General features: G+C 48.2%; 25 protein-coding genes. 10 read left to right on the forward strand and 15 right to left on the reverse strand.

What is annotated here, in order from left to right; translation table 11 throughout:
- From EDC45_RS06075 to fkpA, 9 genes are all read right to left on the reverse strand, one after another.
- Positions 1-96: GTP-binding protein (locus EDC45_RS06075; RefSeq protein WP_001967706.1), on the reverse strand; the 96-nt coding region annotated here is incomplete at its 3' end.
- A gap of 64 nt (positions 97-160) precedes the next feature.
- The gene (fusA, locus tag EDC45_RS06080; RefSeq protein WP_133544525.1) at positions 161-2,263 is read right to left on the reverse strand and encodes an elongation factor G; all 2,103 of its coding nucleotides are present in this window, start codon (positions 2,261-2,263) and stop codon (positions 161-163) included.
- A gap of 108 nt (positions 2,264-2,371) precedes the next feature.
- Positions 2,372-2,842 (reverse strand): 30S ribosomal protein S7, encoded by a 471-nt coding sequence (gene rpsG, locus EDC45_RS06085; protein ID WP_133544527.1) that lies wholly within the window; start codon positions 2,840-2,842, stop codon positions 2,372-2,374.
- A 125-nt stretch (positions 2,843-2,967) separates the two neighbouring features.
- Positions 2,968-3,342 carry a 30S ribosomal protein S12 gene (gene rpsL, locus EDC45_RS06090; RefSeq protein WP_013745731.1) on the reverse strand — a complete coding sequence of 125 codons (375 nt, stop codon included), beginning with the start codon at positions 3,340-3,342 and terminating at the stop codon, positions 2,968-2,970.
- A gap of 185 nt (positions 3,343-3,527) precedes the next feature.
- Entirely contained in the window at positions 3,528-3,803 is a 276-nt protein-coding gene (locus EDC45_RS06095) for a DsrH/TusB family sulfur relay protein (RefSeq protein ID WP_133544529.1), read from the reverse strand.
- A 13-nt stretch (positions 3,804-3,816) separates the two neighbouring features.
- A complete protein-coding gene (tusC, locus tag EDC45_RS06100; RefSeq protein ID WP_133544531.1) occupies positions 3,817-4,179 on the reverse strand; it encodes a sulfurtransferase complex subunit TusC in 363 nt (120 codons plus the stop codon).
- Positions 4,176-4,556 (reverse strand): sulfurtransferase complex subunit TusD, encoded by a 381-nt coding sequence (gene tusD, locus EDC45_RS06105; RefSeq protein WP_133544533.1) that lies wholly within the window; start codon positions 4,554-4,556, stop codon positions 4,176-4,178. The genes tusC and tusD overlap by 4 nt, the downstream gene beginning before the upstream one ends.
- Positions 4,556-5,221 (reverse strand): helix-turn-helix transcriptional regulator, encoded by a 666-nt coding sequence (locus EDC45_RS06110; RefSeq protein WP_133544535.1) that lies wholly within the window; start codon positions 5,219-5,221, stop codon positions 4,556-4,558. Before EDC45_RS06110 ends, tusD begins: the two co-directional genes overlap by 1 nt.
- 73 nt (positions 5,222-5,294) lie before the next feature.
- Complete coding sequence (fkpA, locus tag EDC45_RS06115; protein ID WP_133544537.1) at positions 5,295-6,023, reverse strand: FKBP-type peptidyl-prolyl cis-trans isomerase; 729 nt, start codon at positions 6,021-6,023, stop codon at positions 5,295-5,297.
- Positions 6,024-6,182: 159 nt separating this feature from the next.
- Between fkpA and EDC45_RS06120 the strand changes: the two genes are divergently transcribed.
- Positions 6,183-6,395: a SlyX family protein gene (locus EDC45_RS06120; protein WP_133544539.1), complete on the forward strand. Its 213-nt coding sequence runs from the start codon at positions 6,183-6,185 to the stop codon at positions 6,393-6,395.
- 108 nt (positions 6,396-6,503) lie between these two features.
- Here EDC45_RS06120 and EDC45_RS06125 read toward each other — a convergent pair whose 3' ends face one another.
- Positions 6,504-7,238 (reverse strand): glutathione peroxidase, encoded by a 735-nt coding sequence (locus EDC45_RS06125; protein ID WP_424960663.1) that lies wholly within the window; start codon positions 7,236-7,238, stop codon positions 6,504-6,506.
- 122 nt (positions 7,239-7,360) lie between these two features.
- On the opposite strand from EDC45_RS06125, the gene oxyR reads away from it, so the two are divergent.
- Together oxyR and fabR are read left to right on the forward strand one after the other, a co-directional pair.
- Positions 7,361-8,269 carry a DNA-binding transcriptional regulator OxyR gene (oxyR, locus tag EDC45_RS06130; protein WP_133544543.1) on the forward strand — a complete coding sequence of 303 codons (909 nt, stop codon included), beginning with the start codon at positions 7,361-7,363 and terminating at the stop codon, positions 8,267-8,269.
- A gap of 1 nt (position 8,270) precedes the next feature.
- A complete protein-coding gene (gene fabR, locus EDC45_RS06135; protein WP_133544545.1) occupies positions 8,271-8,897 on the forward strand; it encodes an HTH-type transcriptional repressor FabR in 627 nt (208 codons plus the stop codon).
- Positions 8,898-8,959: 62 nt separating this feature from the next.
- On the opposite strand, the gene deoR is transcribed toward fabR, so the two are convergent.
- Together deoR and deoC are read right to left on the reverse strand one after the other, a co-directional pair.
- A complete protein-coding gene (gene deoR / locus EDC45_RS06140; protein WP_133544546.1) occupies positions 8,960-9,715 on the reverse strand; it encodes a DNA-binding transcriptional repressor DeoR in 756 nt (251 codons plus the stop codon).
- 24 nt (positions 9,716-9,739) lie between these two features.
- Entirely contained in the window at positions 9,740-10,414 is a 675-nt protein-coding gene (gene deoC / locus EDC45_RS06145; RefSeq protein ID WP_133544549.1) for a deoxyribose-phosphate aldolase, read from the reverse strand.
- 181 nt (positions 10,415-10,595) lie between these two features.
- On the opposite strand from deoC, the gene rbsK reads away from it, so the two are divergent.
- The 6 genes from rbsK (at position 10,596) to rfaC (ending at position 17,218) form a co-directional block, all read left to right on the forward strand.
- Positions 10,596-11,519 (forward strand): ribokinase, encoded by a 924-nt coding sequence (gene rbsK, locus EDC45_RS06150; RefSeq protein WP_133544551.1) that lies wholly within the window; start codon positions 10,596-10,598, stop codon positions 11,517-11,519.
- 11 nt (positions 11,520-11,530) lie between these two features.
- On the forward strand, positions 11,531-12,820 hold the full coding sequence (gene fucP / locus EDC45_RS06155; RefSeq protein ID WP_133544553.1) for an L-fucose:H+ symporter permease: 1,290 nt from the start codon (positions 11,531-11,533) through the stop codon (positions 12,818-12,820).
- Between the two features lie 12 nt (positions 12,821-12,832).
- The gene (locus EDC45_RS06160) at positions 12,833-13,849 is read left to right on the forward strand and encodes an aldose 1-epimerase family protein (RefSeq protein ID WP_133544555.1); all 1,017 of its coding nucleotides are present in this window, start codon (positions 12,833-12,835) and stop codon (positions 13,847-13,849) included.
- A gap of 199 nt (positions 13,850-14,048) precedes the next feature.
- Positions 14,049-14,975, forward strand: a complete 927-nt coding sequence (gene rfaD, locus EDC45_RS06165) for an ADP-glyceromanno-heptose 6-epimerase (protein ID WP_133544557.1) — start codon at positions 14,049-14,051, stop codon at positions 14,973-14,975.
- A gap of 160 nt (positions 14,976-15,135) precedes the next feature.
- Complete coding sequence (gene waaF / locus EDC45_RS06170) at positions 15,136-16,182, forward strand: lipopolysaccharide heptosyltransferase II (RefSeq protein WP_133544559.1); 1,047 nt, start codon at positions 15,136-15,138, stop codon at positions 16,180-16,182.
- Positions 16,183-16,249: 67 nt separating this feature from the next.
- Positions 16,250-17,218, forward strand: a complete 969-nt coding sequence (gene rfaC, locus EDC45_RS06175) for a lipopolysaccharide heptosyltransferase RfaC (RefSeq protein ID WP_133544561.1) — start codon at positions 16,250-16,252, stop codon at positions 17,216-17,218.
- Here the strand turns inward: rfaC and murQ are convergent.
- Positions 17,204-18,121 carry an N-acetylmuramic acid 6-phosphate etherase gene (murQ, locus tag EDC45_RS06180; protein WP_133544563.1) on the reverse strand — a complete coding sequence of 306 codons (918 nt, stop codon included), beginning with the start codon at positions 18,119-18,121 and terminating at the stop codon, positions 17,204-17,206. The two genes, rfaC and murQ, sit on opposite strands and share 15 nt — an antisense overlap.
- An 8-nt stretch (positions 18,122-18,129) precedes the next feature.
- Positions 18,130-19,242: an anhydro-N-acetylmuramic acid kinase gene (locus EDC45_RS06185; RefSeq protein ID WP_133544565.1), complete on the reverse strand. Its 1,113-nt coding sequence runs from the start codon at positions 19,240-19,242 to the stop codon at positions 18,130-18,132.
- Positions 19,243-19,459: 217 nt separating this feature from the next.
- Here EDC45_RS06185 and glmU point away from each other — a divergent pair, with 217 nt between their 5' ends.
- Positions 19,460-20,824, forward strand: a complete 1,365-nt coding sequence (gene glmU, locus EDC45_RS06190) for a bifunctional UDP-N-acetylglucosamine diphosphorylase/glucosamine-1-phosphate N-acetyltransferase GlmU (protein ID WP_133544567.1) — start codon at positions 19,460-19,462, stop codon at positions 20,822-20,824.
- A 53-nt stretch (positions 20,825-20,877) separates the two neighbouring features.
- On the opposite strand, the gene ppx is transcribed toward glmU, so the two are convergent.
- Positions 20,878-22,437: an exopolyphosphatase gene (gene ppx / locus EDC45_RS06195; RefSeq protein ID WP_133544569.1), complete on the reverse strand. Its 1,560-nt coding sequence runs from the start codon at positions 22,435-22,437 to the stop codon at positions 20,878-20,880.
- Between the last annotated feature and the right edge of the window lies 1 nt (position 22,438).

Here is a 22,438-nt window from a genome sequence, read left to right on the forward strand (position 1 = left end):
GATTGCTGCGGTTAAAGTTGTTTTACCATGGTCAACGTGGCCGATTGTTCCCACGTTTACGTGCGGTTTTGTACGTTCAAATTTTTCTTTAGACACGATTAAGTTTCCTTGTTGTAAACCCCGAGAGAATATTCTCGCGGGGATTGTTTGTTAAACAGAATTATTTTTTACGCGCTTCGATAATAGCGTCGGCAATATTTTTCGGCGCTTCTGCGTATTTTAACGGTTCCATTGAGTAGGAAGCACGACCCTGAGTCTGTGAACGCAGGTCTGTCGCATAACCGAACATTTCGGATAACGGAACCTGAGCACGAATCGCTTTACCCATACCCACATCGTCCATACCTTCAACAATACCGCGACGACGGTTTAAATCACCGATAACATCACCCATGTATTCTTCAGGGGTTTCCACTTCCACTTTCATAATCGGCTCAAGCAACACCGGATTGGCTTTGTTAAACGCCGCTTTAAATGCGATGGAAGCCGCAAGTTTAAAGGCTAACTCGGAAGAGTCCACATCATGGTATGAACCGAAGTGTAAACGAACACCGATATCCACTACCGGATAACCAGCCAACGGACCGGATTTAAGCTGTTCTTGAATACCTTTGTCAACGGCAGGAATATATTCGCCCGGAATCACACCGCCTTTGATTTCGTTTACGAACTCATAACCAGGACCTTCCGGCTCTAACGGATATAAGTCGATAACCACATGACCATACTGACCGCGACCACCGGATTGTTTCGCATGTTTACCTTCCACGTCGTTAGCACGAGTACGGATGGTTTCGCGATAAGATACCTGAGGTTTACCTACGTTGGCTTCCACTTTGAATTCGCGACGCATACGGTCAACGATAATATCTAAGTGTAATTCACCCATACCGGAAATAATGGTTTCGCCGGATTCTTCATCGGTGTGAACACGGAATGAAGGGTCTTCCTGAGCAAGACGACCTAATGCGATACCCATTTTTTCTTGGTCTGCTTTAGTTTTAGGTTCTACCGCTACGGAAATTACCGGCTCAGGGAATTCCATACGCTCAAGGATAATAGGTGCGCTCTGATCACAAAGGGTATCACCGGTACCTACATCTTTCAAGCCGATAGCAGCGGCGATATCGCCGGCGCGGACTTCTTTGATTTCTTCACGTTTGTTAGCGTGCATCTGTACGATACGACCGAAACGTTCACGTTTTTGTTTAACGGAGTTCATCACCGTATCACCGGAATTAATCACACCGGAATAAACACGGAAGAAGGTTAAGTTACCTACAAACGGGTCGGTGGCGATTTTGAACGCAAGAGCAGAGAAAGGTTCATCATCGCTGGCATGACGTTCGCCTTCGGTTTCGTCCAGATTGATCCCTTTAATTGCCGGAATATCTGTCGGGGCAGGCAAGTAGTCGATTACAGCGTCAAGCATCGCCTGAACACCTTTGTTTTTAAAGGCTGAACCGCAAGTTACCAGAATAACTTCTGTCGCTAACACGCGCTGACGTAAACCGGCTTTGATTTCTTCCTCGGTTAATTCTTCACCACCAAGGTATTTTTCCATTAATTCTTCGGAAGCTTCGGCTGCGGCTTCAATCAGATTCTGACGCCATTCTTCGCAGTCCGCCTGCATATCCGCCGGGATATCTTCATAAGTGAAAGTCATACCCTGGTCCGCTTCGTTCCAGTTAATGGCTTTCATTTTGATTAGGTCGACAACGCCTTTGAAGTTATCTTCCGCACCTACAGGAAGTTGAAGAGGAACAGCATTTCCGCCTAAACGGGTTTTAATCTGTTCTACTACGCGCAGGAAGTTAGCACCGGTACGGTCCATTTTGTTCACGAACGCAATACGCGGAACCTGATATTTGTTAGCCTGACGCCATACGGTTTCGGACTGAGGCTGAACGCCGCCCACCGCACAATAAACCATTACCGCACCGTCAAGTACGCGCATGGAACGTTCAACTTCGATAGTGAAGTCAACGTGTCCCGGGGTGTCGATAACGTTGATACGGTGTTGTGGATATTGCTGCGACATACCAGACCAGAATGCAGTGGTTGCTGCGGAGGTAATAGTGATACCGCGTTCTTGTTCTTGTTCCATCCAGTCCATGGTGGCTGCACCATCGTGCACTTCACCGATTTTATGACTTACACCTGTATAGAATAAGATACGCTCAGAGGTAGTTGTTTTACCTGCATCGATGTGAGCACTGATACCGATATTACGATAGCGCTCAATAGGAGTTACGCGAGCCATTAGTATATTTCCTTGTTTGGAATGCTAAATAAATATGAAATTTTAAATATGGATAAGGCTCCACCGCATAAATATGAGATGAAGCCTGAAAAACCTATCGCTAACCTATTACCAACGGTAATGAGCAAATGCTTTGTTAGCTTCGGCCATACGGTGAACGTCTTCACGTTTTTTCACCGCCGCACCTTTGTTTTCAGACGCATCTGACAGCTCGTTGGCTAAACGTAAAGCCATGGATTTATCACCGCGTTTACGGGCGGCTTCAACAATCCAGCGCATGCCCAGTGCGTTACGACGGGTCGGACGAACTTCGACCGGTACCTGATAAGTGGAACCACCGACGCGACGGGATTTAACCTCAACGGTCGGACGCACGTTTTCCAGTGCGGCTTCAAAGGCTTCCAAAGCTTCTTTACCGGTACGCTGAGACAGGGTTTCTAATGCGCCGTAAACGATAGATTCGGCGATAGATTTTTTACCGTCAACCATTAAGACATTAATAAATTTCGCAAGTAATTCTGAGCCGAATTTCGGATCTGGAAGAATCTTACGAGGTTCAATACTACGACGACGTGGCATTGCAATTTCTCCGTTTTTATAATTCAGGATATTCCAAAACTCATCTTGTGCGATAAAATCGCCGTTGACTGGAGTTTAGGTTTAAATATTAATTTAGACGTTTGGCCTTACTTAACGGAGAACCATTAAGCCTTAGGACGTTTAACGCCGTATTTAGAACGACCTTGTTTACGATCTTTAACGCCCGCGCAGTCTAATGCGCCGCGTACGGTGTGATAACGCACACCCGGTAAGTCTTTTACACGACCGCCGCGGATAAGCACAACGCTGTGCTCCTGAAGGTTATGTCCTTCTCCGCCGATATAAGAGGTTACTTCGTAACCGTTGGTTAAACGAATACGGCATACTTTACGTAATGCTGAGTTCGGTTTTTTAGGTGTAGTTGTGTATACACGAGTACACACGCCACGTTTCTGCGGGCAAGCCTCTAATGCAGGAACGTTACTTTTTACAACCTTTTTCACACGCGGTTTGCGTACTAGCTGGTTGATTGTTGCCATTAAATAAGCTCCAGTTCTGAAATGATATTATTCAATAATAATGTTATTAAAGCCCGTCCTATACAAGGACAGACAGCGCATTTTAGAGAGTTAAAGGGATTGTGTCAAGGATTGAAGGGGGATCTTTTAGCCGGATCCGGCAGGGATCCCGGGAGAAATAATGCGAATGACGGATCAATATCCGCTTAATAAGCGAGCTGCGGAAAATATCGTTCAGTCAGTAACACCATCTCTTCTATGGAAATTAAACGCGACTTTGCGGAAGGCGGCAGCAATGGGAGCAGATTACGGGCCGCCACATCTTCTGCCAAAATGTAGCAATGGGAAAACAGTTCGGGATATTTCAGCGCCAGTAACACGCCGTCCTGCCAGAGCAGCAGGGCGTCATTTTCACCGCGGGCATTTAGGCAGTCGGTTAATAAATGCGGCGGGTAATCCGCTCGGGAAAAGGTATAGAGCATAGTAAAAGTGCGGTCAAAAAGTTAAAAGTTTTTCACTGTGCTGCAAACGGCGGCATAATTCTTCCCGCCTAACCGTCTCGCAGTCAATAATCAGATCCCGCGCTTCCAAGCCGTAGCGCTCTAAGCTGTTGCAACAGATATAGCGCTGCTTAATTTCATACAGATCCAACAGTTTAAACGCAGCAATAAAATCTTTTTGTAAAATCAGCGCGGGATTCTGCCCTTTGAGCAGATTGAATACGCCGTCGTCGATAAAATATACGGCAATATCCTCTTCATTACAGAACGCAGTAGCCGCCAGCAGCGCATCTAAGCCCTCGCGGCTGTCGGAAGTGCCATAGGGCGACGAACGGAAAACAAAAGCCAGTTTAGTCATAGGGTTATTACTCGATCGGCACCGGCAACGGCGCTGATAAACTCACCCAAGCCGGCAATAATAAAGCCTGCGGCAAGGTTACAATGCTGCTTATCCGCCGCACTGCTCGTATCTACGACGCCGCGGCGTTGCGAGGCGGCGACGCACAAATGCAGAGGAACATGATATTCCCGCTGCAGTTTTTGCCAGGCGGCGAGCAGATTAAATTCGTCATTGGCGGGGTAAACATAGGCGTTAGCATTACTGACGCCGTTCTGAAAAAAGAAAATCTGGCTAATCTCATGCCCTTTGCGTAACAACGCCGAAGCAAACTGATAAGCCAAATAAGCCCCCTGAGAACCGTAAACCGGTTGTTTTACCGCAAGCACATAACGCATTATTTATGTTCGTCCTGCTTGATCTGACGGATATATAAATAAACCGTATGCCGGGAAATATCCAAACGAGCAGCCACCAGGTTAATGGCATCCTTAATATCAAAGATTCCCTTTTCAAACAGAGATACCACAATCTGACGATTTTTGTTGTTATTGGCGACAAAGCGATCGGCGGAAACTTCCTCAATGGTATTTTCCACCGTCTGTGCCACCAGTTCTTCGACGGAACTGGCAAAATTAACCGCGGAAGTTTCTTCGTGCTGCGGCGGCGGGATCAAGCTCTGTACAAACTGAGAAAGGGGAACGTCAAGATTAATATTAATACAGAGTAAACCAATAATGCGCTGATTTTTATTACGAATCGCAATGGTAACGGATTTCATCAGGCCATTGGTTTTCGCTCGGGTAAAATAGGGCTTAGATACGCTTTCGGTTTTCATGCCGTGCAGGGATTTAAGCGCCAGATCGGTAATCGGCGAACCTTCCTGACGATTGGTATTATGACCGTTAGCAATACAAATGGCGGAACGTTCCAAATCTTCCAGCGAATGCAATACGATTTCGCAATGAGTTCCGATTAAAGCGCTGACCCCTTCAACCACGGCGCGATAAGAATTCAGTATGGTGCGATCTTCTTCAGTAAAGGGGCGTTTATCAGTTAACATGAATTTCTTCCGGAATTAAAGACCGCACTTTTCTCTTGTTTCAAGCAAGATAAAAGTGCGGTAAATTTTTTAATTATTTTTTCGCCTGAGGCATAACGTCCAACACCTCTACCTCAAAATAGAGCGTAGAATTCGCCGGAATTTCACCCATTTCCTGTTCGCCGTAGGCCAGTTTCGGCGGGATTACCAATTCGATCTTGCCGCCTTTCTTCACCAACTGCAATCCTTCGCTCCAGCCCGGAATCACCTGATCCAGACGAAATTCCGCCGGCAGGTTACGCTGACGCGAGCTGTCGAACACTTTGCCGTTCGGAAGTTTACCGGTGTAATGCACCTTCACCTTATCGGTGGCCTTGATGTTTTCACCTTCGCCGGCTTTATCGATGCGGTACAACAAGCCGGAATCGGTTTTCTTCACCCCGGATTTCTTATTGAATTCGGCAGTTAACTTAGCCCCGTCTTCCTGCGCTTGTTTCGCCTGTTCCGCGGCCTTAGCCAAACTTGCCGCCTTTAATTTTTCATCGACGCCTTGTAAGGTTTCCACCAACTGTTTATCTTTACTTAAATCCGCTTTTCCTTTCAGCCCGTCAGCCACTCCGGCCAGCAATTTTTCCTGATCATATTTAATCACCTCTTGCTGCGCTTCGGTCATACCTTTTAAATCCATACCGACCAGAACGCCCAGAGCATAGGAAGGATCTTTCGCTAATGTATTTTCAGATTGAGCCGCCTGTAACGCCGAAACGCTAAAAAAAGCACCCACCGCTAATGCAACCGCCGTCATTTTTTTCATTTTTAACATTATAATTTCCTTTAAAATGGTTGAGAATATTTTAGATCAGTCCGATTCTAACAATCCTTGTTTAAGATAAAATAAACGAAAAAGGGTTTTCAATATACACTTTGTGTGCGATAAGTTAAAGCCAATTTAATAAATCTCCCCCTGTTATTTAGGATTATTATGCAAAAAACGGAAATGCGTCTTGCCGAACTAGAAATGAAAGTAACCTTTCAGGAAAATACTATTGAAGAATTGAACCAAGCCTTGGTGGCTCAGCAGTTCGAACTGGAGAAAATCCAACTGCAGCTGCGCTATCTGGCGCGCAAGCTAAAAGATATGCAGCCCTCGAATATCGCAACCCAAGCGGAAGAAACGCCGCCGCCGCATTATTGATAAGCACATTTATTGCGCGCCCTGAATGCGGCGGCTCGCCGCAATAAAAAAACCGCACCTTGGCGCCCTTTCAACGGGCGGAAAAGTGCGGTCGTTTTTAGCCGAAATTTATTTTGCTGCGAAGTAGGCTTCTAAATCTTCGCTACCGCCCACATACTGGCCGCCGATAAAGACCTGCGGAACAGAAGTTTTACCGGTAATCGCACGCACCGAGATGGTACTTGCATCACGGCCTAGGACGATTTCTTCAAAGGTATAACCCTTAGCTTTTAACAGCGCTTTCGCTTTGGCGCAATAAGGGCAGCCCAGTTTAGTGATAATGGATACGGAAGGTTTGGCACTCCAGTCCGGTTTCAGATATTTAATCATGGTATCCGCATCGGAAACTTTAAACGGATCGCCCGGCTCGTTCGGTTCGATAAACATTTTTTCAACGACACCGTTTTTAACTAACATGGAATAACGCCATGAACGTTTACCAAAGCCCAGATCCTCTTTATCCACCAGCATACCCATACCTTCGGTGAACTCGCCGTTACCGTCCGGAATCACGGTGATATTTTCCGATTCCTGATCCGCCTTCCAAGCATTCATAACGAAAGTATCGTTTACCGACATACAAATGATATCGTCTACGCCCAGCGCTTTAAATTCGCAGGCCAGTTCATTGTAGCGCGGCAGATGGCTTGAAGAACAGGTCGGGGTGAAAGCACCCGGTAATGAGAAAAGTACCACGGTTTTGTTATCGAATAACTGTGCGGAAGTAACATCAACCCAGGCATCGCCCTGACGGGTATGAAACGTAACTTGCGGAACCTTTTTTCCTTCCATATTTGCAGACATAATTTTCCTCTCTTTTTTAACGGGTTGGTTTGTTTTACGGGTTTATTATAGGGAGATTTATGCTATAGTTACAATCAATTAATTCTATGCTTTTAATCGCCTTTTTCTATAATGAGGTAAATATGAATATCCGTGACTTAGAATATCTAGCCGCCCTTGCAGAATATAAACACTTTCGCCGTGCCGCCGATGCTTGTCATGTCAGCCAGCCCACCCTCAGCGGCCAAATCCGCAAACTGGAAGACGAACTGGGGATCACCCTGCTGGAACGTACCAGTCGTAAAGTGTTGTTTACGCAATCGGGTCTTATTTTAGTCGAGCAGGCAAAAAAAGTTTTGCGGGAAGTCAAAGTATTGAAAGAAATGGCCAGTAATCAAGGCAAAGAAATGACCGGCCCCCTGCACCTGGGCGTTATCCCTACCGTAGGCCCCTATTTACTGCCTTACATCATGCCGATGATAAAAGAATCCTTTCCGGAACTGGAATTGTTCTTGTACGAAGCCCAAACTTCACAGTTATTGGATCAATTGGAAAGCGGCCGTATCGATTGCGCCATTCTGGCCAGCGTACCGGAAGCGGAAGCCTTTATCGAAGTACCTATTTTCCATGAAGAAATGCTGTTGGCGGTTTCCGAGCAACACCCTTGGGCCGATAGCCGCCAAATAGAAATGGAACGCCTGAAAGGTTGTGAAGTACTTATGCTGGACGACGGCCATTGTCTGCGGGATCAGGCGTTGGGCTATTGTTTTACCGCCGGCGCTTCGGAAAATCCGCACTTTCAAGCCACCAGTTTGGAAACTCTGCGTAATATGGTAGCGGCCAACGCCGGTTTAACGCTAATGCCGCAACTGGCCGTACTGAACGAAGGCTCCCGCGGCGGGGTAAAATACATTCCCTGTATCCACCCGGTTCCACAGCGTACCATCGCCCTGGTCTATCGTCCCGGCTCGCCTTTACGCAGCCGCTATGAACGCATTGCCGGCGCAGTAGCGAATATGGTGCAACCTATTTTAACGGCGCAAGGAAAATAATATGGCGGGCATTCGTGCGATTCAGAAAGAAAAAACCCGCCGCGCCCTGGTGGATGCGGCCTTTAATCAATTAACCGCAGAAAAAAGCTTTTCCGGTTTAAGTCTGCGCGAAGTCGCCAGAGAAGCGGGAATTGCGCCGACTTCATTCTACCGGCATTTCCGCGATATGGACGAACTCGGCCTTACCATGGTGGACGAAGCGGGACTCACCTTGCGCCAGCTAATGCGCCAGGCGCGTAAACGCATTGAAAAAGGCGGCAGCGTCATCGCCATTTCCGTCGAAACCTTTTTTGAATTTATCGCCGGCAGCCCGAACGTTTTCCGCCTGCTGCTGCGCGAAAGTTCCGGCACCTCACAGGCCTTTCGTACCGCAGCGGCACGGGAGATCAAACATTTTGTCGACGAGTTGGCGGAATATATCGCCTATAAAAACGACTATTCGCCTTATGTGGCCTACGTTCAGGCGGAAGGCATGGTTACCATTGTGTTTACCGCCGGTGCCAATGCGCTGGATATGAATAATAAGGAACGGGAGCAGCTAAAAGAGCGCTTAATTCTACAGTTGCGTATGCTGGCAAAAGGGGCGCTGACCTATGCCAATGCCGTTAGCGCTTTTGATCGCCTGTAATCGAAAGGGGCGGTGAAACAATGTTTTTGCCGCACCGGATTTACCCTGCTTCCAGCCGACAATCAATCGCTTAAACACCGGGGCAGCCCGCTGCCGAAATCCTCCGGCAAGCCCTGATCACAAATCAATAAATCGAACTGCGCCAACTCGGCGATATAAGCCTGACGCACCTGATTCAACTTGGAATGATCGAACACCAAAATATTCTGTCGACTTTTCGCCATGGCTTTCTGCTTAGTTCTGGCCTCATCCAAATTAAAGCAGGTGGCGCCCTGTTTAGGATCTACGCCGGCGGCGGAGATAAAAGCCTTATCGGTACAGAGCGCATCCAATTCGGTACTGAGCTGAATCGGCGTAATAAAAGAGTTGTTGCGTGAATAATGCCCGCCGCACAGAATCACCTCGCACTGCGGTTTTTCCTGCAACAGCATAAAAGTATTAATCGAGCAGCAAAGTGCGGTAAATTTCAAAGCATTATCAATCTGCGAAGCGATAAAAGGAATGGTGGAACCGCAGTCGAAAAAAACAATATCGTTCTCTCTGATCAAATCGGCAGCCAGTTTGCCGATATGCATTTTTTGCGCAATATTTTTACTTTCCTGCTCAAAAATCTGATAAACGTTTTCAGCGCTTTTCGGCGCCTCTCTAACAATATAACCCCCTAGCAGAATCACCGAACCCGTATGGGCGTTTAAATCCCGTCGTATGGTCATTTCAGATACATTCAGAATTTCCGCCGCATCGCGCAGATGAATTTTATCCATTTGCTTCAGCAAAAATTCCAGTTTTTGAATACGTGATTGAGCTTTTTTGTCCATACTGAGTCCGGTGTGAGGCTTTGTTTAATAACCGCCGTTAGTATCTTGTAAACCGTTAATAATTGCAATCCCGGCACTGGCGCCGATACGGTTGGCTCCGGCTTCAATCATCGCCAGTGCGCTTGCGGTATCACGAACGCCGCCGGAAGCCTTAACCCCGATATCCGGGCCGACGCTACGGCGCATCAAAGCGATATCTTCAACGGTGGCGCCGCCTTTATTAAAACCAGTGGAGGTTTTAACAAAACCTACTTTTAATTCGCGACAGATTTCACAAGCCTTAACAATTTCTTCTTTAGTCAGCAGGCAGGTTTCCAGAATCACTTTCAGGGTAGCGCCGGCAGCGGCATTCAATACCGCTTGAATATCCGCCTTAACAGCCTCCCAGCGCCCGGATTTAATCCAACCCACATTAATCACCATATCCACTTCACCTGCGCCGGCAGCAATCGCCTGTTCGGTTTCGAACACCTTAACGGCTGTCATATTGGCCCCTAACGGAAAACCAATCACTGTGCAAATTTTAACATCGCTGCCCTGAAGCTGCCGCTGTGCCAAAGGAATATGGCAAGGATTGATACAAACCGAAAAAAAATGATGCTGCTTTGCTTCTTCACAAAGCTGAATAATATCTTGTTCGGTTTTTTCCGCAGTCAGTGCCGTATGATCGATAAATTTCGCAATATCTTTAGATTCCATAATGCTAGCCTCTCTGTTAAATAAAAATGAATGAAAATGGTTGATAAACTTTTTGCATTATACATCAATTAATTTCAAAAATTGTGATCTGTGTAACTTTTTTAACATTTTTATTTGTTTATACTCATAACCATAAAATTATGTAACTATTTTAACATTTGTCAGCCTAGGAGATATGTGTATGAGTATTGCTGTAATAGGTTCAAATATGGTGGATTTAATCACCTATATTGAAACAATGCCAAAAATGGGGGAAACCCTGGAAGCGCCGGATTTCAGTATCGGCTGTGGCGGTAAAGGTGCGAATCAAGCTGTTGCCGCCGCTAAATTAGGCGCCAAGGTAATGATGCTGTCAAAAGTCGGTGATGATATCTTTGCCGATAACACCATTGCCAATCTGCAAAAATTCGGGGTAAATACGGATTATGTTGAAAAAGTAACAGGCGTATCCAGCGGCGTAGCCCCGATTTTTGTCGATCCAAGCTCGCAAAACCGTATTCTGATTATTAAAGGGGCGAATAATTATCTGAAACCTGCGGATATCGATCGTGCCGAAGCCGAATTGAAAAAATGTAAATTAATTATTCTACAGCTGGAAATTCCGCTGGAAACCGTATATTACGCCATTGATTTTGCGAACAAACATAATATTCCGCTGATTTTAAACCCGGCGCCCGCCAGCAAAGCGCTGGATATCGATTACGCCTGTAAATGCGATTTCTTCGTGCCGAATGAAACCGAGCTGGAAATTTTAACCGGCCTACCGGTAACTTCCATGCAGGAAATCCGCACCGCCGCCGATACTTTACTGGCCAAGGGCTTAAAAAATCTTATTGTAACCCTCGGCGATAAGGGAGCGGTTTGGCTACGTGGCAACGAAATCACTCATATTGAGCCTTACCGCGTCAATGCAATAGATACCAGCGGCGCAGGCGACGCCTTTATCGGTTGTTTCGCCCATTATTACGTGCAAACCAAAGATGTGGAACATTCAATGCAAATGGCCTCGCTGTTTGCCGCTTACAGTGTAACCGGACAGGGTACCCAGTCTTCTTACCCCGACAAACAGGCTTTTGAAAACTTTCAGCAACAATTTAAAAAATGAGGGACGGAACAATGAAAAATATTCAGCAAATGCCGGACGGCTATCTTAATCGCACGCCGCTGTTTCAGTTTATTCTGCTTTCCTGCCTGTTTCCGCTCTGGGGAGCGGCGGCAAGCCTGAATGATATTCTGATCACGCAATTTAAAAGCGTATTTACCCTAAGTGATTTCGCCAGTGCATTGGTACAGAGCGCATTCTATGGCGGTTATTTTCTGATTGCGATCCCCGCTTCCTTGGTAATCAAGAAAACCAGTTATAAAGTGGCCATCTTAATAGGTCTTACCTTATATATCGTGGGCTGTTCCATGTTCTACCCGGCTTCTCATATGGCGACCTACACCATGTTTCTGGCCGCTATCTTCTCCATTGCTATAGGTCTGAGCTTTTTGGAAACTTCGGCAAATACCTACAGTTCCATGATCGGGCATAAAGACTACGCGACCTTACGCTTAAATATCAGCCAGACCTTTTATCCCATCGGCGCCATCGCCGGCATCCTATTGGGTAAATATCTGATTTTCCAAGAAGGTGCAAGTCTGACCGAACAAATGAGCGGCATGACCCCGGAACAGGTTCACGACTTCAAACTGGCGATGCTACAGCATACGTTGCAACCTTATAAGTATATGATTTTCGTACTTATTGCGGTAACAATCCTCTTCCTGCTCACCCAATTCCCGAAATGTAAAGCGGTAACCAGCGATAACCGTCCGTCGGAGGTAAAATTCAGCGATACCCTGAAATATCTCGCCGCCAACAAAGAATTCAAAAAAGGTATCGTCGCCCAATTCCTGTATGTGGGTATGCAAGTGGCGGTTTGGTCTTTCACTATTCGTTTAGCTCTGAACCTGAGTAATATGAACGAACGGGACGCCTCTAACTTTATGGTTTACAGCTTTATCGGCTTCTTTGTGGGTAAATTCGTCGCCAACTTCCTGATGACTAAATTTAAATCGGATTTGGTTCTGGTTTGGTATTCGGTATTAGGCGTTATTACGCTGGCTTATACCGCCTTCGTACATGATTTCTCCGCCGTATATGCGGCAATTTTCGCCAGCGTACTGTTCGGCCCTTGTTGGGCGACCATCTATGCTTCCGTTCTGGGTACCGTTGCGCAGGAACATCGTGAAGTGGGCGGAGCTGTTGTTGTAATGTCCATTATCGGCGCAGCCGTAGTACCGGCCATTCACGGTTACGTTTCCGATATGGTCGGCTCCCTACAATTCGCCTTTGTAGTGCCGTTACTCTGCTTCGCCTATGTGGGCTATTATTTCTTCGACAAAATGAAAAAGAATAAATAACGGGAGAATTCTATGAAAAGCTATATTTACCTTGATAAAGGGCAGTTCGGCGCAAAAGAACGGGTAATCTGTCAAAACGAAAAATTTAGTGCCGTCGCATTTAAATACGACTCCGGCATCGAAGCGGTTAAACTAAGTAATAGCAAAGGTTCCGTTACCGTATTACCCTTTTACGGACAGATTATCTGGGACGCGGAATTTAACGGCCATAATCTGAAAATGAAAAATATGTTCTCCCAACCGAAACAGGGCGACAATATTATCGACACCTACGGCTGTTTCGCCTTTCACTCCGGGCTGATCCGCAACGGTTGCCCCGCTCCCCAAGACGATCATCCGCTTCATGGTGAAATGCCCTGCGCCCAAATGGATAAGGCCTGGTTGATCATCGATGACAACCTGTTAGGCATCGGCGGACAAACGGAGTACGTTAAAGGCTTCGGCGATCATTATCTGGCCGAACCGGAAGTCGTTTTACGCGCCGACAGTTCATTATTCGATATTAATATGCGGGTAACCAATTTAGCCGGTGTGGAAATGCCTTTGCAATATATGTGCCACATGAATTACTGTTACGAACATGGCGCGGAACTGAGCCAGAATATCCCCGAAAGCGCGGTGCAATTGCGCCGTACCATTCCCGCCCATGTTAAACCGACCCCGGAATGGCTGGACTTTAACCAACGGATCCAACAGGGAGAATATCGCCTGAACAGACTGGAAAACGACGAAATGTACAATCCGGAAATCGTTTTCTTTATGGATAAGCTGAATCAATACCGGGAAATGGCCGAATATCGTATGCAATCGCCGCAAGGACATACTTACCTGACCCGCTTCAGTACCGAACAGTTCAACTATGCTACGCGTTGGATTCTGTATAATCAGGATCAACAGGTCGGCGCCTTCGTACTGCCGGCCACCTGCCGTCCTGAAGGTCATTGTGCGGCGAAGGAAAACGGTAGCCTGATTATTATGGCGCCCCATGAAAGCCGCTATTTCTCGGTAACCACGGGCATCGAAGAATAAATATATAAAAATCAAGCGCCGTATATTATTGACGGCGCTTTTTTTATATTCGGAGCCGTCCTTCGCTATCCGACCCTAAGGGCGACTCTAAGTCGAGCCCCCATAAAAAAACTTAGCGATTTTTCACCGCACTTTTAGCACATCCTTTTAAAATCCATTACAATAGCTCAATCTTTTTAACCAACATAAGGACGGTATTATGATTATTGTAACCGGCGGTGCGGGATTTATCGGCAGTAATATTGTAAAAGCGCTGAATGATATGGGGCGCAAAGACATTCTGGTGGTAGATAACCTGAAAGACGGTACTAAATTCGTTAATTTAGTGGATCTGGATATTGCAGATTATTGCGACAAGGAAGATTTTATCGCTTCAATAATTGCCGGCGACGAATTAGGCGAAATCGATGCGGTATTTCATGAAGGCGCCTGTTCCTCCACCACGGAATGGGACGGCAAATACATTATGCATAACAATTACGAGTATTCAAAAGAATTGCTGCATTATTGTCTGGATCGCCAAATTCCTTTTCTGTATGCCTCCAGCGCCGCAACCTACGGCGATAAAACCGAATTTATCGAAGAACGTCAATACGAAGCGCCGTTAAACGTTTACGGCTATTCAAAATTTCTGTTCGATCAATATGTGCGTGAAATTCTTCCTCATGCGGATTCGCCGGTATGCGGTTTCCGTTATTTCAATGTTTATGGCCCGCGCGAGCAGCACAAAGGCAGTATGGCGAGCGTCGCCTTCCATTTAAACCGGCAGATTTTAAACGGAGAAAGTCCGAAACTCTTTGCCGGCAGCGAAAGCTTCCGTCGTGATTTCGTTTATGTGGGCGATGTCGCCGCAGTCAATATCTGGAGCTGGCAGAATAAGATTTCCGGTATTTATAACCTGGGTACCGGCCGAGCGGAAAGCTTTGAAGAAGTGGGTAAAGCGGTTATTAAATTCCATGGCCGAGGCCATCTGGAAACCATTCCGTTCCCGGCCCATCTGAAAAACCGTTATCAGGAATTTACTCAGGCCAATCTGAGCAAATTACGTGCCGCCGGTTATGACAAAGCCTTTAAAACCGTAGCGGAAGGCGTGGCGGAATATATGGCCTGGCTGAATCGTAAATAAGCCGATAGAATAACAAGTGCGGTGGCTAATCCGCACTTTTATTTTCTCTCTATTAGGGATAATGGGCGGCACAACCCGGATTAAACCGCCTGCATATTGACACAACATATTCTGTATTATAATAAAAGGTCAAAATCTCACAGCGAGCGGATACTCCCTTATGAATATTCTGATTATCGGCCCTTCGTGGGTCGGCGATATGGTAATGTCGCACAGCCTGTACCAAACTCTGAAGCAAGGCTATCCCGATGCGAATATCGACGTACTGGCACCGGAATGGTGTAAGCCGTTGTTGGCACGGATGCCCGAAGTACGTCAGGGATTAAGTATGCCGATCGGACACGGCAGCCTTGCCCTGAGCGAACGCTATGGCATAGGTAAATCCCTGCGCCACCGCTATGATATGGCGATAGTATTGCCGAATTCCCTGAAATCCGCCTTAATCCCGCTTTTCGCCCGTATTCCTCTGCGCCGCGGCTGGAAAGGAGAAAGCCGCTACCTCCTGCTAAACGATCTGCGTACCAATAAAAGGGATTACCCGATGATGGTACAGCGTTATACGGCGCTGGGCTACGAACGCGGCCATATTCCCGACGCACAAAATCTGCCGATTCCTAAGCCTTATTTAAACACTCAGGCGGCGCAAATCGCACAGACTAAACAGTTATTCGCTGCTCAGTTAGCGGCGGCGGAACAGCGTCCCGCCATCGGTTTTTGCCCGGGGGCGGAATTTGGCCCGGCAAAGCGCTGGCCCCATTATCATTACGCGGAACTGGCACGGCGCTTAATCGATATCGGCTATAGCATACGCCTGTTCGGTTCGGCTAAGGATCAGGCCTGCGGCGAACAAATTCGCCAGGCCTTATCCGATGCTCAACAACCCTATTGCCTGAATCTGGCCGGCCAAACCACATTGAATCAGGCGGTGGATTTAATCGCCGACTGCCATGCCGTAGTCAGCAACGACAGCGGATTAATGCACATTGCCGCCGCCCTGGATCGCCCGTTGGTCGCGCTCTACGGCCCCACCAGTCCGCAATATACGCCGCCCCTGTCCGATAAAGCGGAGATTATCCGTTTAATTGAAGGCGATTTAATTAAAATCCGTACCTCTTCCGACAGTAAAGAAGGCTATCATCAGAGCCTGATCGATATTAATCCGGAAAAAGTGCTGGATAAACTGAGCATATTGCTAACCGAGGCCTAGGCGGAGCCGCACCGGTCATCGCCGCTGCGCTCCCTGAAATTTATCTCCATATAACGAATAACATAATATGAAAGTCTGCCTGGTAAAAACCTCTTCCATGGGCGATATACTGCATAGTCTGCCCGCCTTGACCGATGCTCGACGGGCGCTGCCCGAAATTCGTTTCGATTGGGTAGTGGAAGAAAATTTTGCTGAAATCCCGCGCTGGCATTCTGCGGTAGAGCGGGTGATTCCGGTGGCAATTCGACGTTGGCGTAAACAGCCCTTTTGCTCTCAAACCCAAAAAGAATGGAAAAACTACCGCACTTTACTACAGGCTGAAAATTATGCGGCGGTTATTGATGCTCAGGGACTGATTAAAAGCGCCTTACTGGCAACCCGTTTGGCGAAGGGCGAAAAATACGGTTATGATCGTCATTGCGCCCGCGAACCGCTGGCGGCATTCTTTTACCAGCACCGCTTTTATATTGATTATCAGCAACATGCCGTAGAGCGAATCCGCCGCCTATTCGCCCTCAGCTTAAACTATCCCCTGCCGCAGGAACAGGGCGATTATGCTATCGCCTCACATTTCCCGCCTCCAAATACAGAGTCCGACTATATTATTTTTATCCATGCGACCACCCGAGCCGACAAACACTGGCCGCCGCAAGAATGGAAAAAACTAGCGCAAGAACTGACCGCTCTTTTCGGCCGCAGACTACAGATACGTCTACCCTGGGGCAATGCACGGGAAAAAAGCCGGGCGCAATATATTGCCGAGGGTATACCCGATGCAATAGTACTGCCCAAACTATCGCTGACCGAACTGGCCGCTCAGATCGCAGGCTGCCGGGCGGTGGTTTCGGTAGATACCGGACTGGCTCATCTCAGCGCCGCCCTGGATAAACCCAATATCACCCTGTATGGTCCGACCGATCCGAAACTTATAGGTTGCTACGGAAAAAATCAATTTCAGCTGAAACGGGAACAAATGGCGCAGATATCGGCACAACAGGTACTGGATTTACTGCTGCCGCAGCTAGGAATGCTGTAAGGCCCGCCCCAGATGTCCCCTATTATGCGCCAGAATGCTAGCGGCCTGTTGTTTATCCAGCCCGCTTAAAATCATCATAATAGCTAATTTTGCCTGATTATCCGCCAGCCGCAGCGCTTGTTGCGCACAATCCTGATCGCATTCCGTCGCCTGCATCACAATACGCACCGCACGGGCACGCAATTTTTCATTTGTGGCCTGCACGTCCACCATCAGGTTCTGATAGCATTTTCCGGATAAAGCCATACTCGCCGTACTTAACATATTCAACACCATTTTCTGCGCACTGCCCGATTTCATTCGGCTTGAACCTGTCAATACTTCCGGTCCCACCGGCGTTTCAATGGCAATATCCGCCAGCCGGCTCATGGCGGAGCCGGGATTGGAAGCCAGGGATACGGTAACCGCCCCCAGCCCCCGCGCATATTCCAATGCGCCCAGTACATAGGGCGTACGCCCGCTGGCGGCAATCCCCACCAGTACATCAAGGGCATTAAAATCAATCTCCCGTAAATCCCGTATTCCCGCCTGCGGATCATCTTCCGCACCTTCCACCGCATGACGCAAAGCCCCCTCTCCGCCGGCAATAATCCCCTTAACCTGCTGTGCGGAAACACCGAAAGTCGGCGGACATTCGGAGGCATCCAATACCCCCAAACGACCGCTGGTACCTGCACCTATATAAATCAGGCGACCGCCTGCGGCAAAAGCCGCACTGATTTTTTCAACCGCCTGCGCCACCTGCGGCAAACATTGTTCCAGCACTTTAGCCACCTTCTGATCCTCCGCATTAATCAGGCGTACCAGTTCAAAGGCGGAAAGACTATCCATTTGCAAAGAAGCGGGATTGCGCTGTTCCGTAATTAAGGTATTTAATGTGGTAAGCAAATTTGGTTCTGTCATAAAGGTTCTCAGTTCGGATAAATAACCCCTAAACTGACCGCGCGTTGCGCACCGGTAACGCCGGGCAGATTAGAAGGAAGATTGTGAATCCGGCAGTAAGCCAACCAAGCAAAAGCGGCCGCCTCCATATAATCGCCGTCAAAGCCGTATTCATCGGTGGCGGCGACCCGCCATTGCGGCAACAGTTCGCTCAAACGCCGCATTATCAGCGGATTTTTGGCCCCGCCGCCGCAAACCAGCAACAGATTCTCACCTTTATCCCGTTGCAACCGATGCAGCTGCTCCCGGATACAATGGACGCTGAATTCAATCAGGGTGCGCTGTACGTCTGCGGCAGAAAGTGCGGCGAAGTTTTGCAGCTTTTTATCCAACCAGTCAAGATTAAACAATTCCCGCCCGGTGCTTTTCGGCGCCTTAAGACGCAGGAAAGGCTCCTCTAACAGATGGCGCAACAAGGGTTCGCACACCTTTCCGCTCTGCGCCCAACAGGCATTTTTATCATAATTCAAGCCGAGATGACGCCGGATCCAGAGATCGGAAAGGGTATTCCCCGGACCCACATCATAACCCAGCGTATCTCGGGGCGGATGCAAAATCGAAATATTACTGATACCGCCGATATTCAGCACCACGGTAAGACGCCCTTCGCAGCTAAATAGCGCCTGATGAAAAGCCGGAACCAAGGGAGCGCCCTGCCCGCCGTAGGCCATATCCTTGCGTCGGAAATCCGCAATCACCTGAATACCGGTTTTAGCCGCAATAAGGTTAGCATCGCCGATTTGCATGCTGAAAGGGAAGTCTCCCCGCGGCGCATGCCACAGCGTCTGCCCGTGGCAGCCTACAGCAACGATTTGATTTGCCTGCAGCCCGATTTTACCCAAAAAATTCTTAATACAGTCGGCATATAGCAGCCCCAAACGATGATCCAGTTCGCCGAGCTGCGATAATGAGGTTTCACCGCTGCATAAAAGTGCGGTCAGTTTTTGCCGGAGTTTTTCCGGCATCGGAGTAAAATCGGCGGCAACCAGTTGCCAGGGGCGACGAGAAAAGTCCATCAGAGCCAAATCCACCCCGTCTAAACTGGTTCCCGACATAACGCCGATATAATATTGCGCGCTCATTCTAATTTCCTGTTCCAACGAAAAAATAAAGCCCGTTCATTGTAACAGAGGAACAGGGGCGCTTGACAATTCATTCTTAGCCTAAGCGGGCAAGCTTGGGAGAGAAAAAACGGTATTTTATCAGACCGATTCAGGCTAAAATAACAAAGTTTTGTTAGATGCGCCGAATACTCCGGCGTATCCGAGCCTAAGCAGCATATTTTCAACGGGATTTTATATGACCAAACTAAGCGTAGTAATTCTTGCCGCCGGCAAGGGAACCCGAATGTATTCCGATTTACCTAAAGTACTGCATCCCATCGCCGGAAAAGCGATGGTAAAACATGTGATAGATACGGCCAATGCCCTAAATGCACAACATATTCACCTGATTTACGGCCATGGTGCGGATTTACTCAAAAAACATCTGGCCGACGAGAGCCTCAACTGGGTTTTCCAAGCCGAGCAACTGGGCACCGGGCATGCGATGCAGCAAGCCGCCCCTTTCTTTGCAGAAGACGAAAACATTCTAATGCTATACGGTGATGCGCCTTTAATCACGGCGGAAACCCTACAAAAGCTCATCGCCGCTAAGCCGGAAAAAGGTATCGCTCTGCTCACCGCCAAACCCAACAACCCGACGGGTTACGGTCGCATCATTCGGGAAAAGGGTAATGTTGTCGCTACTGTCGAACAAAAAGATGCCGACCCGCAGCAATTAAAAATCGATGAAGTAAATACCGGCGTACTGGTCGCCGACGGCGGCAGTCTGCGTAAATGGCTGGCGCAGCTGGACAATAACAATGCTCAGGGCGAATACTATATGACCGATGTTATCGCCTTGGCCAACCGGGACGGTTGCATGGTAAGGGCGGTACAGATTGAGGATCCGATGGAAGCGGAGGGTGCCAATAACCGTCTGCAACTGGCGGCATTGGAACGCTACTATCAGAATAAGCAGGCGGAAAAACTGCTGTTGGCGGGACTGAGCCTAAGGGATCCGGCCCGTTTCGATCTGCGCGGCGAATTAATTCACGGTAAAGACGTCAGTATAGATATCAACACCCTAATCGAAGGCAAAGTCAAACTGGGGAACCGCGTACGCATCGGCGCCGGCTGCATACTGAAAAACTGCGAAATCGGCGACGATACGGAAATTAAACCCTATTCCGTAATCGAAGATGCGGTGATTGGCGCAAGTGCGGCGGTAGGGCCTTTCTCCCGCTTACGTCCGGGAGCGGAGCTAGGGCCGCAAACTCATGTGGGAAATTTTGTCGAAATTAAAAAATCCCGTCTGGGGCAAGGTTCCAAAGTTAATCATCTGACCTATATCGGTGATGCGGAAATCGGGCGCGACTGTAATATAGGCGCGGGGGTAATTACCTGTAATTACGACGGTGCCAATAAATTTAAAACCTTGATCGGCGATAATGTTTTTGTGGGTTCCGATACCCAACTGGTAGCGCCCGTTGAGGTGGCGGACGGTGCAACTATAGGCGCGGGCACCACGGTTACCCGCAATGTGGAAAAAGACCAATTGGTCATCAGTCGGGTAGCGCAGCGACATATTCCCAACTGGCAACGGCCGAGCAAGAAAAAATAACCCAATGCGCCCCTAAGGGCGCATTTTTATCTCCTTAAACTCAGCCGCACGCACTATTCAAATTCCAGCCCCAATCCGGCTTCCTGTAATTGAAAGCGCTCCGCCGCCAAATCGTTTTCCAACAGCGGATTATCGCGTAAATAATCCTTTTCGAAGCATAGTCGCCATTCGCCGCCTTGCTCCGCATTCAGGCGGATATCCTCGGTACTGTCCGTCGCCTGACGGGATTTATTCAGTAATACGGCCAGACGCAGTAACCGGATCAAACTCAATACGTCGCGGCTGTCATAACGGGAAAAGGAAGGAATATCCTCGGCACGGAAAGCGCGAATCTGGTATCTTACCAATGCGGATAACAAATGTTGTTGCTCTCTATCAAACCCCGGTAGCTCAATATGCTGCAGAATATAAGCGGAATGGCGTTGCATTCCGTTATGATTAATAACGATCCCCACTTCGTGCAGCAATGCCGCCCAAAGTAAAATTTCCTGCATTTCCTCCGCCGTTCCCTTATTGCGCCAGGCCTTAAACTGGCGAGCCAGCAACAAGGCGCTTTTCCCCACCCGCTCGGCCTGTGAAGGATCGATATTAAACTGCTCCGCCAATCCCTCCGCCGTACGTTGACGAATATTGGCCACCTGAAAGTTATCTTCCAGACTGTACATCACCCCTTCTCGCAAAGCGCCGTCGGAATAGCGCATATTCTGAATTGAGAAAGTTTCGAATACGGCACTTAAAATCGCCAAACCGGAAACAAAAACATCAGCCCGTTCGGGGGGTAATCCCGCCAGGCGCAGCTCGTTAAAATGAGCGGCCTTTAAAGTGCGTTCGATAAGAGTTTCCAATCGTTGTGTATTGATAATACCGTTGGCATCAATTGCGGCGCAGATAACCTGATGGACGGTTTTAATCGTGCCGGAAGAACCGAGTACGGACTCCCAGCCCAGCGCAAGGTAAGAGTCGGCCAAATCTTCAATCCGGCTCAATGCGGCGGCCCGCGCCTGACGAAATCTGGCTTCCGAAATAATACCGCCGGGAAAAAAAGTTTTGGCAAAGCTAACGCAGCCCATATCACGACTGTTCGCCACTAAGGGCTGAAAATTATCACCGATAATCATCTCGGTGGAACCGCCGCCGATATCAATTACCAGCTTACGTCCCTGCTCCGGCTGAGTATGGGCGACACCGGCATAAATCATACGGGCTTCGGTTTCACCGGAAATAATCCGAATCGGATAGGGGAATACCCGATGGGCCTGAGCCAAAAACTCCTCTTTATTCACCGCACTGCGTAAGGTATAGGTTCCGACCACATTAACGTCTTGCGGCGCAAAGCCCTGTAAACGTTCGGCAAACAGCGCCAAACAGTTTACTCCGCGCGTAATCGCCTCCTGACTGAGAACATTGTTCTGATCTAACCCGGCCGCCAGCTGTACCTTTTGTTTCAGACGGGACAAAATCTGAATGGAGCCGTTAACGATACGGGCGATAATCATATGGAAGCTATTCGAACCTAAATCAATCGCAGCGATTTCCCTGATTTCGCCGTGCTTTCTATGCTCTCCCTGCCGATTAAGTGCGGTCGCTTTTTCGCGAAGATTTTCGTTATTCATA

It is taken from the genome of Mesocricetibacter intestinalis (assembly GCF_004363295.1).
Taxonomy (GTDB): Bacteria; Pseudomonadota; Gammaproteobacteria; order Enterobacterales; family Pasteurellaceae; genus Mesocricetibacter; species Mesocricetibacter intestinalis.

Coding starts and splice junctions, on each gene's coding strand:
- fusA (WP_133544525.1), bottom strand. CDS start 2,263: ATGGCTCGCGTAACTCCTATTGAGCGCTATCGTAATATCGGTATCAGT.
- EDC45_RS06185 (WP_133544565.1), bottom strand. CDS start 19,242: ATGAGCGCGCAATATTATATCGGCGTTATGTCGGGAACCAGTTTAGAC.
- fabR (WP_133544545.1), top strand. CDS start 8,271: ATGGCGGGCATTCGTGCGATTCAGAAAGAAAAAACCCGCCGCGCCCTG.
- deoR (WP_133544546.1), bottom strand. CDS start 9,715: ATGGACAAAAAAGCTCAATCACGTATTCAAAAACTGGAATTTTTGCTG.
- deoC (WP_133544549.1), bottom strand. CDS start 10,414: ATGGAATCTAAAGATATTGCGAAATTTATCGATCATACGGCACTGACT.
- EDC45_RS06125 (WP_424960663.1), bottom strand. CDS start 7,238: ATGTCTGCAAATATGGAAGGAAAAAAGGTTCCGCAAGTTACGTTTCAT.
- glmU (WP_133544567.1), top strand. CDS start 19,460: ATGACCAAACTAAGCGTAGTAATTCTTGCCGCCGGCAAGGGAACCCGA.
- fkpA (WP_133544537.1), bottom strand. CDS start 6,023: ATGTTAAAAATGAAAAAAATGACGGCGGTTGCATTAGCGGTGGGTGCT.
- waaF (WP_133544559.1), top strand. CDS start 15,136: ATGAATATTCTGATTATCGGCCCTTCGTGGGTCGGCGATATGGTAATG.
- oxyR (WP_133544543.1), top strand. CDS start 7,361: ATGAATATCCGTGACTTAGAATATCTAGCCGCCCTTGCAGAATATAAA.
- rfaC (WP_133544561.1), top strand. CDS start 16,250: ATGAAAGTCTGCCTGGTAAAAACCTCTTCCATGGGCGATATACTGCAT.
- tusD (WP_133544533.1), bottom strand. CDS start 4,556: ATGCGTTATGTGCTTGCGGTAAAACAACCGGTTTACGGTTCTCAGGGG.
- tusC (WP_133544531.1), bottom strand. CDS start 4,179: ATGACTAAACTGGCTTTTGTTTTCCGTTCGTCGCCCTATGGCACTTCC.
- EDC45_RS06120 (WP_133544539.1), top strand. CDS start 6,183: ATGCAAAAAACGGAAATGCGTCTTGCCGAACTAGAAATGAAAGTAACC.
- rpsG (WP_133544527.1), bottom strand. CDS start 2,842: ATGCCACGTCGTCGTAGTATTGAACCTCGTAAGATTCTTCCAGATCCG.
- EDC45_RS06095 (WP_133544529.1), bottom strand. CDS start 3,803: ATGCTCTATACCTTTTCCCGAGCGGATTACCCGCCGCATTTATTAACC.
- EDC45_RS06110 (WP_133544535.1), bottom strand. CDS start 5,221: ATGTTAACTGATAAACGCCCCTTTACTGAAGAAGATCGCACCATACTG.
- rpsL (WP_013745731.1), bottom strand. CDS start 3,342: ATGGCAACAATCAACCAGCTAGTACGCAAACCGCGTGTGAAAAAGGTT.
- murQ (WP_133544563.1), bottom strand. CDS start 18,121: ATGACAGAACCAAATTTGCTTACCACATTAAATACCTTAATTACGGAA.
- fucP (WP_133544553.1), top strand. CDS start 11,531: ATGAAAAATATTCAGCAAATGCCGGACGGCTATCTTAATCGCACGCCG.
- EDC45_RS06160 (WP_133544555.1), top strand. CDS start 12,833: ATGAAAAGCTATATTTACCTTGATAAAGGGCAGTTCGGCGCAAAAGAA.
- ppx (WP_133544569.1), bottom strand. CDS start 22,437: ATGAATAACGAAAATCTTCGCGAAAAAGCGACCGCACTTAATCGGCAG.
- rbsK (WP_133544551.1), top strand. CDS start 10,596: ATGAGTATTGCTGTAATAGGTTCAAATATGGTGGATTTAATCACCTAT.
- rfaD (WP_133544557.1), top strand. CDS start 14,049: ATGATTATTGTAACCGGCGGTGCGGGATTTATCGGCAGTAATATTGTA.